This is a genomic window from Candidatus Terasakiella magnetica (assembly GCF_900093605.1).
Taxonomy (GTDB): Bacteria; Pseudomonadota; Alphaproteobacteria; order Rhodospirillales; family Terasakiellaceae; genus Terasakiella; species Terasakiella magnetica.
Genome location: NZ_FLYE01000012.1, coordinates 24,734 through 36,952, shown reverse-complemented (window position 1 = coordinate 36,952; position 12,219 = coordinate 24,734). Strand labels below are relative to the sequence as shown.

The 12,219-nt window shown below is 47.7% G+C and carries 11 protein-coding genes; 4 read left to right on the top strand and 7 right to left on the bottom strand.

What is annotated here, in order from left to right:
- Positions 1-104: 104 nt before the first annotated feature.
- The 6 genes from MTBPR1_RS07040 to MTBPR1_RS07015 form a co-directional block, all read right to left on the bottom strand.
- Positions 105-902 carry a M23 family metallopeptidase gene (locus MTBPR1_RS07040; RefSeq protein WP_069186869.1) on the bottom strand — a complete coding sequence of 266 codons (798 nt, stop codon included), beginning with the start codon at positions 900-902 and terminating at the stop codon, positions 105-107.
- A gap of 131 nt (positions 903-1,033) precedes the next feature.
- Complete coding sequence (gene acs / locus MTBPR1_RS07035; protein ID WP_069186868.1) at positions 1,034-2,968, bottom strand: acetate--CoA ligase; 1,935 nt, start codon at positions 2,966-2,968, stop codon at positions 1,034-1,036.
- Positions 2,969-3,192: 224 nt separating this feature from the next.
- Complete coding sequence (locus tag MTBPR1_RS07030) at positions 3,193-3,534, bottom strand: Rieske (2Fe-2S) protein (RefSeq protein ID WP_205631224.1); 342 nt, start codon at positions 3,532-3,534, stop codon at positions 3,193-3,195.
- Positions 3,535-3,536: 2 nt separating this feature from the next.
- Positions 3,537-3,944 carry an EVE domain-containing protein gene (locus tag MTBPR1_RS07025; protein ID WP_069188604.1) on the bottom strand — a complete coding sequence of 136 codons (408 nt, stop codon included), beginning with the start codon at positions 3,942-3,944 and terminating at the stop codon, positions 3,537-3,539.
- A 5-nt stretch (positions 3,945-3,949) separates the two neighbouring features.
- Complete coding sequence (locus MTBPR1_RS07020; RefSeq protein WP_069186866.1) at positions 3,950-4,231, bottom strand: YciI family protein; 282 nt, start codon at positions 4,229-4,231, stop codon at positions 3,950-3,952.
- 1 nt (position 4,232) lies between these two features.
- Entirely contained in the window at positions 4,233-5,222 is a 990-nt protein-coding gene (locus MTBPR1_RS07015; protein WP_069186865.1) for an NAD(P)H-dependent glycerol-3-phosphate dehydrogenase, read from the bottom strand.
- 318 nt (positions 5,223-5,540) lie between these two features.
- On the opposite strand from MTBPR1_RS07015, the gene MTBPR1_RS07010 reads away from it, so the two are divergent.
- Complete coding sequence (locus tag MTBPR1_RS07010; RefSeq protein ID WP_126465081.1) at positions 5,541-6,536, top strand: SGNH/GDSL hydrolase family protein; 996 nt, start codon at positions 5,541-5,543, stop codon at positions 6,534-6,536.
- Here MTBPR1_RS07010 and tsaD read toward each other — a convergent pair.
- On the bottom strand, positions 6,533-7,612 hold the full coding sequence (gene tsaD / locus MTBPR1_RS07005) for a tRNA (adenosine(37)-N6)-threonylcarbamoyltransferase complex transferase subunit TsaD (protein WP_069186863.1): 1,080 nt from the start codon (positions 7,610-7,612) through the stop codon (positions 6,533-6,535). The genes MTBPR1_RS07010 and tsaD overlap by 4 nt on opposite strands.
- Before the next feature lie 81 nt (positions 7,613-7,693).
- Between tsaD and hemC the strand changes: the two genes are divergently transcribed.
- From hemC to MTBPR1_RS06990, 3 genes are all read left to right on the top strand, one after another.
- On the top strand, positions 7,694-8,638 hold the full coding sequence (gene hemC, locus MTBPR1_RS07000; protein ID WP_069186862.1) for a hydroxymethylbilane synthase: 945 nt from the start codon (positions 7,694-7,696) through the stop codon (positions 8,636-8,638).
- A gap of 97 nt (positions 8,639-8,735) precedes the next feature.
- Complete coding sequence (locus MTBPR1_RS06995) at positions 8,736-10,802, top strand: uroporphyrinogen-III synthase (protein WP_069186861.1); 2,067 nt, start codon at positions 8,736-8,738, stop codon at positions 10,800-10,802.
- The gene (locus MTBPR1_RS06990) at positions 10,802-12,190 is read left to right on the top strand and encodes a heme biosynthesis protein HemY (RefSeq protein ID WP_069186860.1); all 1,389 of its coding nucleotides are present in this window, start codon (positions 10,802-10,804) and stop codon (positions 12,188-12,190) included. Before MTBPR1_RS06995 ends, MTBPR1_RS06990 begins: the two co-directional genes overlap by 1 nt.
- Positions 12,191-12,219 lie beyond the last annotated feature (29 nt).

Sequence of the window (12,219 nt, the reverse complement as noted above, 5' to 3'; positions counted from 1 at the left end):
CCCGAAGCTCCTAAAATAGATGGGGTATGAAATACTGCGCGCTCTATACCAGATGATGGGGCTGTGTGCAATGCAGCACTTTAAAAAGCTTAAGGATTACTCACTCATTCAGGGCAGGTGACAGGCCATATAATTTTTGCCTCTTTGGGAAGGAATTGAAATTGGGTCTTTACTGCAATTGCGACATTTTTCTGCTCTGTAGGGAGTTGGCGAAGTTGATGGTTATCTAAACTCTTGAGTGGTGTGTTCACAAACAGGCCGATAGGGTCAAGATAATGCATTGATTTTGGCCCCAACATTGCCCCTTTGGTCTGATATTTACCATCTTGGCTCACCAAAAGGTTAAGATGAAGATGCGGATAGCCGTGTGAACCAAAATATCCTCCTATGGTCCCAGTTTTCCCAGAACGACCAATAATGTCGCCTTTTTTGACCCGTTGGCCGATTTCTAAAGGGCTAGCTCTTTGTAGGTGTTGATAACGGGCAAAAATAGTTTGTGACATGCCACTATCGTTTGGTGAAAATTTGAGCCAGATATAATTCCCCACAAGTTTTCCGGCTGAACCTTTATGGACGACTTCACCATCACTCATGGCAAGTAAATGATGCCCCTGCTGAAGAGAGATATCCATTCCGTTATGGTAACCATGGTGAGAATTGTTACGTTTTGAGCCATCATATCGAGTTTTTGACCCAAAATAAGAAGCAACTCTTGCGCAGGTGACTTCTTTAGGAAAGATGGGTTTGAGCCCGGTTTCAAAGAGGCCTCTTTCTTCGTAATACTCATAAGGGGCCTTGGCCTGCATCATCTTCTTGCCCTTTTTCTTGTGATGCATGGCATTTGTTGGGAGACACCATAGCGTGAACAGGCAACCCCATAAAAGCAGCGTGAGAAATTTCATGCTTTTTTCCTCCCTTAATACACCTTATTTGAGTGTCTCATATCTTAGTTAAAAGACAAAAGAAAACACCCCCGACCACTAAAGGCCGGGGGTGTTTCTTTGACTTAAAAACGTCTGAGCGTCGAACTGGATTAGTCCTGACGGTTTTGACGGTTTTCGATCAGTTCGTCTACAACGCCTGGATCAGCAAGTGTGGACGTATCACCCAAAGCGTCAAAATCATCTTCAGCGATTTTACGCAGGATACGACGCATGATCTTACCAGAACGTGTTTTAGGCAGGCCTGGTGACCATTGTAGCCAATCTGGAGAAGCGATTGGGCCGATTTCTTGGCGAACCCATTTAACCAGCTCTTTCTTCAGCTCGTCAGATGGTTCTTCACCAGCGTTTAGTGTGACGTAAACGTAGATACCTTGGCCTTTAAGGTCGTGCGGTGCACCCACAACAGCAGCTTCAGCCACTTTTGCGTGAGCCACAAGTGCAGACTCAACTTCAGCTGTACCCATACGGTGACCAGATACGTTGATCACGTCATCTACGCGACCTGTAATCCAGTAGTAGCCATCTTCGTCACGACGTGCGCCGTCACCAGTGAAGTACTTACCAGCATATGTAGAGAAGTAAGTTTGTTTGAAACGCTCGTGATCGCCATAACATGTACGCATCATGCCAGGCCAAGAGGTTGTCATACAGAGGTTACCGTCTGTGGCACCTTCAAGTACGTTACCGTCGTTATCAACCAATTGTGGTTCAACACCAAAGAATGGACGTGTTGCAGAACCCGGCTTCAGTGCTGTTGCACCTGGAAGAGGTGAAATCAGGATGCCGCCAGTTTCAGTCTGCCACCATGTATCCACGATTGGGCAGTTCCCTTTACCAACAACTTCGTTGTACCAGTTCCAAGCTTCAGGGTTGATTGGCTCACCAACAGAACCCAGTACGCGAAGCGTATCAAGTGAACATTTCTCAACAGGCTCTTTACCTTCACGCATCAATGAGCGAATGGCAGTTGGCGCTGTGTAGAAGATGTTGACTTTGTGCTTGTCACAAACTTCCCAGAAACGAGAAACTGTTGGATAGTTAGGAACACCTTCAAACATCAATGTTGTCGCACCGTTCGCCAGTGGACCATATACGATGTAAGAGTGACCAGTTACCCAACCCACATCGGCTGTACACCAGTAAACGTCACCTTCATGGTAATCAAAGATATACTCGTGCGTCATTGCTGCATAGACAAGGTAACCACCTGTACAGTGCTGAACGCCTTTTGGCATACCCGTTGAACCAGAAGTGTAAAGAATGAACAGTGGGTCTTCCGCGTTCATTTCTTCAGCTGGGCAATCCGCAGAGGCAGCAGCTGTTACTTCATCGTACCAAACGTCACGACCGTCTTTCATGTCGATGTCGCCGCCTGTACGTTTCACAACGATACAAGACTCAACGCCTTCACGGTCCATCGCAAGGTCAGCATTGGCTTTCAATGGAACTTTACGACCGCCACGCAGGCCTTCGTCAGCTGTGATAACCATTTTAGAGCCAGAGCCCTTGATACGGTCAGCCAAAGCGTCAGGTGAGAAACCACCAAATACAATTGCGTGGATCGCACCGATGCGCGCACATGCAAGCATGGCAACAGCAGCTTCAGGGATCATTGGCATATAAAGAGTAACACGGTCACCTTTGCCAACGCCTTGTGCTTTCATTGCGTTTGCAAGTTTGTTCACACGCTGGTGAAGGTCTTTATATGTGATGTTTTCAGACTCAGAAGGATCGTCACCTTCCCAGATGATTGCGACTTGGTCACCACGTTTTTCGAGGTGGCGGTCCAAACAGTTGTAAGCAACGTTTGTTGTACCATCTTCGAACCAACGAATGTCTACGTCACCGTCAAAAGAAGAGTTTTTAACTTTAGTGTATGGTTTGAACCAATCGATTCGCTTGCCGTGCTCGCCCCAGAACTCTTCTGGGTTATCTACGGACTGCTTATACATTTCCAAATATTTTTCGTTATCAGCATGTGCTTTAGCGGCGATATCTGGATTGACTGGATAAATGTCGGACATTTCTTGCGAATCTCCCTAGGATGTGTCGAGTTGTGAGCACGTATTTTCGTGCTTCGGTTAAACTTGGGTGCAATGCGTTATGCGTGCACTGTGGCGTGATTATGTCAGAAACTTCGCGCGAAACAAGTGAATAAATTACTCTTCGCACACGCAACAAAATTTTAAAATTGGTCATACCGAATACTACGTAACCATACGACCCTTATCTTTTTGGGGGAAAGGACCTACAAGTCCTTGTCTATAAAGAGTTCTTCTCCGCGTATTTCATGCGGTATCTGGGTAAGATTTTGTCCCATACAGGGGCCATGGACGCACTCGCCATCGTCAATTTTAAAAAGTGCACCATGGGTTGAACACATAATAAAGTTCTTTTCCACGTCCAAGAATCGGTTTGGTTCCAAATTCATCGGCACCCCCAAATGAGGGCAGTTATTTAAAAAGACCGAAATCATTCCATCTTTTTTCACCGCCAGAATGGAAACCTCTTTTTCATCTTTTGGAATGAAAAATTCTTTGCTGTCTTCTTCTTCAATATCTGAAACGTTACACAGATGATGGTTGCTCACGGTTAAACTCCTCCCATGGCAGAAATAAGCTCCCATGCCTGAGCAGGGATGGGCATAACGGATAGGCGTGATTGTTTAATCAAGGCCAGCTCTTGTAAACGCGGGTCATCTTTAATCTCTTTTAAAGTGACGGGGCGCTTTAAAGGGTGGCAGGCTTTAAAATCCACACAGACAAAACGCGCACTTTCATCTGTGGGATCAGGATAGGCTGTGCGCACCACTTCAAGGATGCCCACAATCGCCTTTTCTTTTTGGGAATGATAGAAAAAGGCCAAATCCCCTTGCCCCATTTCTTTCATGAATTTGGCGGCCTGAAAATTGCGCACGCCATCCCAAGGCTCAATACCTGCTTTGACATGGTCCTCCCATGACCAGCAGCCGGGTTCGGATTTAACTAGCCAGTGTTTCATGAGATTTAAGCAGGCAGGACTTTTTTCCATTTAGAAATGGTCACAGAGTCAAACAAGCCGGCTTTTGCATAAGGGTCGTTATCGCAAAACTCTTGTGCTTCAGCCTTATTTTCCAGATCAAGGATAACAACCGAGCCATTCATAGCTTCGTCTTCCTCAGTCAGGGTTGGGCCAGCGGCAAACAGTTTTTCGCCATAGGATTTAAGGTATTCCACATGGGCTGCGCGGTTATCAAGGCGCACTTGCAGGTGATCGGCTTTATCAACACATTTAATAACGTAGAGCATTTTATATTTCTTCCTTGAATGGACGGGCAAGAAGGCCATCAACCACTTTGGTAATGTCAGCGCCTTCATTTAGAATTTTATTTACAGCTGCGCAGATGGGCATATCCACCTGTAAGCTATCGGCCAGTTTACACACAGAACGCGCGGTAAAGACCCCTTCGGTCACGGCTTTTCTGACCTTTAAGATATCTTCCAGTGCTTCCCCTTGTCCCAAGGCCACACCAAGGGAGAAGTTGCGCGATTGCATGGAATTACAAGTCAGGGTCAAATCGCCCATGCCCGATAGCCCCATGAGGGTTTCTGTCTTGGCCCCTTTGGCAACGCCAAGGCGGGCAAGCTCGGCAATACCGCGGGTGATGAGGGCCGCGCGCGCATTATCGCCAAAACCTTTACCGGAAACCATACCACTGGCGATGGCGAGTACGTTTTTCACCGCCCCGCCAATTTGCGCACCAATGACATCATCACTGGCATAAATGCGAAAACGGTTGGACCCGATGATATTGGCAACCTCCATGGCGCGTTGCATATCACCCATGGCGAGTGTGCAGGCAGACGGTAGTGCATTGGCAACCTCAATGGCAAAGGTTGGGCCTGAGAGAATACCGATTTCAGCCTCGGGTAATTCTTGGGCAATGACCTCACTCATGATCTGCCCGCTGTCAAGCTCAATCCCTTTGGCACAGACCAAAAGCGGTGTGCCTTTTTTATAGGAAGCTTTCAGGCTTTGGCAGGTGGCGCGCACATATTGCGCCGGAGCCACCATTAAGATCACATCACAATCTGCCACATCACAAAGTTCTTGCGTGGCGGTGATGTTGGGGTCCAGATTTGTATTGGGTAAAAAGGTCGGGTTGGCATGGGTGCGGTTGATGTTTTCCGCCACTTCTGCCTCATGGGCTTGCAGCAAAACCTCATTTCCTGCCCTGCGCGCAGCACAAGCTAATGCTGTTCCCCACGCACCTGCACCAATAACGCCAACTCTAGCCATGTGAACCTTCCCAAATTTTCTTTGTCCTCTTTATGCGACGAAAAGCTATTTGGGGTCAATTCTTAGTCGAGCTCAAACGCATTTTTATAATTTGCATTTGGTATATTTAGGGATTTAAAGCTTTTAAAAGAATATGGTCTATTCTAATACTCTTTGTCGATTTATGACATAAGTCACCCTGCAGAAATGGTAGCGAAATTCATGAGAATTTTTAAAGTCACAATTTTAAATATATTCTTCCTCCTGCTTATGTTGGAGGGGTTTTCGTTTGTTTATTTTCAGCTTGGACTATCCATTTCAAATTATAAGCCGTCTTATATGTCTAAAGCCCATGATACAGAATCACAATGGATGACGGAATATAACGACTGGGGGGCTTGGCATAAGATCAATGGGCGTGCCAATAAGGAACGTCGTTGTTTTGGGGTTGATTTAATCGCCAATAGTTATGGAGCACGTGATAAGGAACGGCAAAAGAGTTCAAAGGACAACCGAGTTGTTGTTTTGGGTGATTCTTTTGTTGAAGGCTATGGGGTTGATCAAGCAAAGCGTTTTACGGACCTTTTAGAAGCTCAAAGCGGGGTTGAATATTTAAATTTTGGGGCGTCAGGCAATTTTGGGCCTTTGCAATATTCAATCCTTTATCGCGATTTGGCGCGTCAATTTGACCATGAACAGGTCGTCGTTGCCATTTTACCGGATAATGATTTCACCGATAATGATGAAGTTTACTGGCAGAAAAATGATCCAAAGAGTTATAATCTACGCTATCGGCCTTACTGGAAAAAAACCTCTGATGGTTTTGAAACACTTTATTCTGTAGCCAAACCAACACAGGAAGTGACCTTTGCCCACTATCGCAAAAAGGCAACCCAAGGGCCGTCCTTAAAGTCAAAAATACAGCGCTATTTCTGGTCATATGGGGTCTATCGTGAAGTGAGATATATTTCGCGCGGGGCAACGTTAAAAGCGGGGACATATTCGGGTTATTTTGATGCGACGCAAGAGCAAATTGAGTCTGCGAAGTTCTATATAAAAGAAATTCAGTCTTTGGCAAAAGGAAAGCGGGTTTCTTTCTTTACCATTCCGCGGCTTGCAGATTTGAAACGTTTACCATCTGAAAAAAGCGATATGGTGGATCAGTTCAAAGCTTTCGCAATAGAAAATGACATTAACTATATAGATCTCGCCCCCTATATGAGTGCAGCAGTCAAAGATGTATTTTCACTGTTTCTACCTTGTGATGGGCATTGGAGCCCTTTGGGGCACAAGGTTGCTGCCGATATTTTGAAAAAGCAGTTGGCTTTACCTTAAGCCTTCTTTCCCCCTGCAAAGGCCGCTTTTGGGGCATCAGGGTCTAAGGGCCACCTTGGGCGTGGGGCGAAGGTGAGGTCGTCTATCTTGCCAGCTTTGAAAGCTTCAAGTCCGGCCCAGGCGATCATGGCGCCGTTATCGGTGCAAAGCTTTAAGGGCGGGGCGACCATGCGCATGTTTTGTTTTTCGCACATGCCTGTCAGTTGTGTGCGAATGGTTTGGTTTGCTGCAACGCCGCCTGCCACAACCAGTGTGTTACCTTCGGGATAATCTGCTTTGAACATTTTAATGGCGTTTTTACAGCGGTTGATCAAACTGTCCGCAGCCGCCATTTGAAAAGACGCACAGAGATCGTTTAAGTCTTCTTCTTTAAAGGGGCCGGGCGGTAAAGCCTCTGCTGCTTGGCGCACAGCGGTTTTTAAGCCGGAAAAAGAAAAATCACAGCCCGGCTTGCCCTTCATGGGGCTTGGCAGTTTAAAGCGCGCTGGATTGGTTGCTTTGGCAGCGGCTTTTTCCACATGGGGGCCACCGGGATAACCAAGGCCCAAAAGCTTTGCTGATTTATCAAAAGCCTCACCCAAGGCATCATCAATGGTGGTGCCCAGACGTTTATATTTACCGACACCTTCCACAGCTAAAATCTGGCAATGCCCACCTGAAACCAGCAATAAAAGGTAGGGAAAGGCCACTTGGTCTGTGAGGCGCACGGTGAGCGCATGGCCTTCAAGATGGTTTACCGCAATAAAGGGTAGCTTATGGGTGAGCGCAATGGCCTTAGCCGTCATCACCCCGACAATCACCCCACCGATGAGGCCCGGCCCACCTGTTGCAGCAATGCCATCAAGCTCAGCAAAAGAAACACCTGCTTCATCCATGGCTTCATCAACAATGCGATCAATATGGTCAAGGTGGCTTCTGGCAGCAATTTCTGGGACAACCCCGCCGTAGGGGCGGTGTTCATCCAGTTGGGAAAGCACCACATTTGAGAGGATGCGCGCCTCGCCTTCACCCTCATCGGTGATGACGGAAGCTGCGGTTTCATCGCAACTGGTTTCAATGCCCAGAATCTTTACCATCGATTAGCCCTAATGCTGTCACAATTCTCAGGCAGAGATACACGAAATACACGCAAACTTCAAAGATAGAGATTAAAAATCATGTCCGATCAGCCCAAAGTCGTTATTGGTACCCGTGGAAGCCCGCTTGCGTTGGCACAAGCTTACGAAACGCGTGAGCGTTTGCAGGCTGCTCATGAAGACTTGCGCGCTGAAGGGTTGATCGAGATTGAAGTGATTAAAACCACCGGCGATATGATTTTGGATCGCCCGTTGGCTGAAATTGGCGGCAAGGGGCTGTTTACCAAAGAGATTGATGATGCCCAGTTGGAAAATCGCGTCGATATCGCGGTTCATTCCATGAAAGATGTGCCCACTTGGTTGCCGGATGGCCTGTGCTTGCCGTGTATTTTACCGCGCGAAGATGTGCGCGATGTGTTTATCTCCAACAAAGCCAAATCATTGGCAGACCTGCCAGAAGGTGCGGTAATCGGTACGGCTTCGCTGCGTCGCCAAGCCCAGATTAAAGCAAAATACCCTCATCTAAAGGTGGAAACCTTCCGCGGTAATGTGCAAAGCCGTTTGCGCAAGCTTGAAGAAGGTGTGGTTGATGCCACATTGCTTGCCAATGCGGGCTTGCGTCGCCTTAAAAATGAAGAGGCCATTACCTCAGTGATTGATGAAGATGTTATGCTTCCCGCTGTGGCCCAAGGCGCCATTGGCATTACATGTCGTGAAAATGACGAAAAAATGCTCGCCTATTTGGCCCCACTTAATTGCGAGACTTCTAAAATCCGTATTGAGGCGGAGCGGGCGTTGTTGCGTGTTCTGGATGGCTCGTGTCGCACACCCATTGCGGCCTTGGCAACTGTTGAAGGTGATGAGATCACTTTGCGGGGTCTTTTGGCAAAACCAGATGGTTCTGAAGTGCTGAGCAACGAGATGAAAGGCCCCATTAGTGACCCGGACAGTTTGGGCACTAAAGCAGGCCAAGAGTTAAAAGAACGCGCAGGTGCAGATTTTCTAGCCGAGGCGACCCAAGCCTAGTAGTATATTTTAGTTCATTTGCTATCCTGTCTTGATATGGGATAATTCTGAAACCACCTTCTTAATAAGGTGGAGCTAAAAACTAGGGAGAACAATTATGCGTATTCTGGTCACACGGCCCAAGGAAGATGCGGCTCCCTTAGTTGATCTTCTTAAAAAAGCAGGTCATAAACCGACCCTCTTTCCTTTACTCAGCATTGTTCATGAAGAGGGGAGCGCAAAAGCGCTCTCTGCCTATAAAGTTAAGGATATTCAAGCCCTTTTGGTCACCAGTGCCAATGGGGTGCGCGCCTTTGCAGCAGCGGATAAACGGCGTTCTTTTAAGGTGATGGCGGTGGGTGATGCTACGGCTAAAATGGCACGCCAAGCAGGCTTTAAAAATGTTGAAATTGCTAATGGTCATGTTCAATCATTAGCAAAATTAATTAAAGAAAAGGCTGATCCAGCAAAAGGAAAGTTTCTCCATATCGCAGGATCGCGCCTTGCCGGGGATTTAAAAAGCCTGATTGAGGCCGATGGATTCGACTATGAACGGGTCGTTTTATATCACGCTGATAAAACCACTGAGCTCAGTACAGCGATAAAGAATAAAATTTCCAAAGGGGAAATTGATGCGGTGATGCTCTATTCACCGCGTACTGCTGCGGCTTTTGGCCAATTGATTGAAAAGGCTGATCTGGTAAATTCCCTAAAATGCATACAGGCCTATGGACTCAGCGAAGCTGTTGCTGCAAAAATTAAACATCTGCCGTTCCAAGACATAAAGACGGCACCAACGCCGGACCAAGAGGCGCTGCTTGGTATACTATCTGACCCTGAGGATGACTCGATGACGACTGATCAAAAAGACGACAATAAAAAAACTGATCCCAAGCCAGAGGCTGAAAAACAAAAAGAAGAAAAAGCCACAGAGACTGTAAAGCCACAAGAAAAGAAAGAAGAGGCTAAAAGCTCAGATGTGAAAAAAGAGGACACAAAAGCCTCAAACACAGCAAGCAAGCCAACAGAGAAAAAGAAAACGCAAATACCGAATTCAAAATTTGATGACCCTGTGCAAAAAGCCTTAAAGACTAAGCCCGCACAGCCTAAAAAGAAAGGTTCTTTCAAGCTGAAAGCACTGGCTGCATCGGTCGTGATCTTGGCAGGGGCCGGGGTTGGGGCCTATTACACGCAAGATATGTGGGTGCCAAAAGTTAAGGCTGAGATTGCGCGGGTGTTAAAGATTGAAGGCACAGGCTCAAATGCGGGTGTGCCAGACCAGATGGTGGTGAATATGATGAACCGCCTTGTCGCCCTTGAAGCTGCTCATGGCAATATGAGTGCAACAGGTGAGGCGGGTGCGAGTGTGGATGTGCAGCCTCTGCTAGATCGCATCGCCCAGTTAGAAGCCGCTCTTGGGGACGTAAAAACAGGGCTGTCATCTATAGAAATTGCTAATGGTAGCGAAGAGAAATTAGCTGAATTTAAAGAATTGGCGGCAAAGATTGAAAGGGCAGGAACGCCTGACCCCGTTGATCTATCAGGCCTTGAGGCGGAAAATGAACGTCTGGTTCAAGCGATTGAGACTTTGAATGAGCGTCTTGCCGGTGTGGAAGCTGCAAGCCTGCAGGCACGCAGCAGTTCAGACAGTGCCCATGCGTTGCTGGCAGGCTTTAGTGCCTTGCGCGAAGCCATGCGCACGTCTTCTTCTTATGCGGCTGAACTTCAGACCTTAGGGGTCTTGGCCCAAGGCTATCCACAGTTAGAACGCAGTGTGGCCTTGCTTGAGCCTTCTGCGCGTGCAGGTCTTGTCTCATTAAGCTCGCTTCATACTTCGTTTGAAACAACGGCAAAAGATATCGTGCGCGCTATTGCGGTGCCAGAAGGTGCAAGCTGGATGGAACAGACGGTGAGAAATCTGACCTCTTATGTGAGTATCCGCCGCGCACCGGGTAATCTGGATGGGGCTGGCCCGCTTGGGGTGGTTGCACGCGCTGAACATAATGTGCGCGCAGGTGATTTTGTCGGCGCACTTGGCGAGCTGCAAAATCTCTATGGTAAGCCATTGGAAGTTGCCACACCTTGGATGGAGGCGACAAAGGCGCGCTTAACCGCCAATGCGGCCTTGGCACAATTACAGGCTAACATTCTTGCGCTTCTCAGTGCGAATGGGGAGCAAGGATAATGTTTGGACGGATTGTTAAATATATTGTTCTGCTGCTGGTTTTTGTTGCCATCGGCGTTTGGTTTGCTGAAAATCCCGGTATTGTTGCGGTAGAATGGCAAGGCCTTATTGTGGAAGTGCCCATCGGTCTGGCTTTGATTGCAGGCTTGGTTGTGGTTGCCATTTGCGCCTTTTTATATCGCATGTGGGTTTTCCTGCGCAAAAGCCCGCAAACCTTTGGTCATTTCCGCTCTGAGAGACGCAACCACAAAGGCTATGATGCCCTTACTAAAGGCATGGTTGCTGTGGCAGCAGGAGAAACGACTGAGGCACGCAAACATGCCAAAAAAGCCCATGACCTGTTGGATGATCCAAGCCTGACCATGTTATTGTCGGCCCAAGCTGCCCAACTTGATGGGGATGAGCAGGCGGCTACGCGTTTCTTTGAAGACATGTCAAAAACCAAGGGTATGGAATTTTTAGGTCTTCGTGGTTTGTTAAATCAAGCCAGTGCGCGCGGGGATATGGATGAAGCCCTAGAACTTGCCCAGCAAGCCTATCGTTTAAAGCCAAAAACCCAATGGTTGGCGCAAAGCCTTTTAGAGCTTCAACTTAAAAAAGGCCAATGGGCTGAAGCGGAAGCGACCTTGAGCAGCTCGATCAAACATAAGCTTGTGGATGCCAAAGAAGGCGCGCGCCAAAAAGCCGCCTTGATGGTGGAACGCGCAGGTCTGGCCTCAGCTGAAGGTTTGAACGACCAAGCTATTAAATTGTTGGGCCAAGCCTTAAAACAAGATGGGGGCCTTGTGCCTGCTGCGCTTGAACAAGCCAAATTGTTAGGTAAAGCCAATAAACGGCGCAAAGCGATTTCTTTGATTGAAGAAGTCTGGCGCAAAAACCCGCATCCTGATCTATATGCCCTTTATCAAGAAATGCAAAGTGAGCCTGATGCGTTAAAACGGGTGAATTTGGCTGAAAAACTGGCCGGTCAAAACCGCAAACATATTGAAAGCCGCATTATCATTGCACGCGCTGCCCTTGAAGCCCAGCTGTGGGGGGAAGCGCGCGATGAGCTGAAGGTCTTGTTGGTTGAAGCGCCAAGCTCACGTGTTTTTGCCTTGATGGCAGAGTTGGTGGAAACGGAAAATAACGACTTAAGCGGGGCGCGTGAATGGTTGCGCAAAGCCACACAAGCTCAAGCTGATCCAGCATGGGTGTGTCATACATGTGGTGATGTAAGTGCAGACTGGTCGGCTGTTTGTCCAAAATGTCACGGTTTTGATACCAAAGCTTGGCAGACCCCATCACAAGCAAATGTGGAAACTGCTGGCGCTTTAGAAGAAGAAAAAAGTACCATCGTGGAAGCTGAACTGGTAGAGCCAGCAGCCAAATCAACGGCGGCGCAGTAAAAACAGCGTGTTTTTTTAACTAAAGACAA

What these genes read in the sequence shown, in the direction of transcription:
- MTBPR1_RS07040 (WP_069186869.1), bottom strand. Translation starts at nt 902, where the DNA reads ATGAAATTTCTCACGCTGCTTTTATGGGGTTGCCTGTTCACGCTATGG.
- acs (WP_069186868.1), bottom strand. Translation starts at nt 2,968, where the DNA reads ATGTCCGACATTTATCCAGTCAATCCAGATATCGCCGCTAAAGCACAT.
- MTBPR1_RS07025 (WP_069188604.1), bottom strand. Translation starts at nt 3,944, where the DNA reads ATGAAACACTGGCTAGTTAAATCCGAACCCGGCTGCTGGTCATGGGAG.
- MTBPR1_RS07020 (WP_069186866.1), bottom strand. Translation starts at nt 4,231, where the DNA reads ATGCTCTACGTTATTAAATGTGTTGATAAAGCCGATCACCTGCAAGTG.
- MTBPR1_RS07015 (WP_069186865.1), bottom strand. Translation starts at nt 5,222, where the DNA reads ATGGCTAGAGTTGGCGTTATTGGTGCAGGTGCGTGGGGAACAGCATTA.
- MTBPR1_RS07010 (WP_126465081.1), top strand. Translation starts at nt 5,541, where the DNA reads ATGTCTAAAGCCCATGATACAGAATCACAATGGATGACGGAATATAAC.
- tsaD (WP_069186863.1), bottom strand. Translation starts at nt 7,612, where the DNA reads ATGGTAAAGATTCTGGGCATTGAAACCAGTTGCGATGAAACCGCAGCT.
- hemC (WP_069186862.1), top strand. Translation starts at nt 7,694, where the DNA reads ATGTCCGATCAGCCCAAAGTCGTTATTGGTACCCGTGGAAGCCCGCTT.
- MTBPR1_RS06995 (WP_069186861.1), top strand. Translation starts at nt 8,736, where the DNA reads ATGCGTATTCTGGTCACACGGCCCAAGGAAGATGCGGCTCCCTTAGTT.
- MTBPR1_RS06990 (WP_069186860.1), top strand. Translation starts at nt 10,802, where the DNA reads ATGTTTGGACGGATTGTTAAATATATTGTTCTGCTGCTGGTTTTTGTT.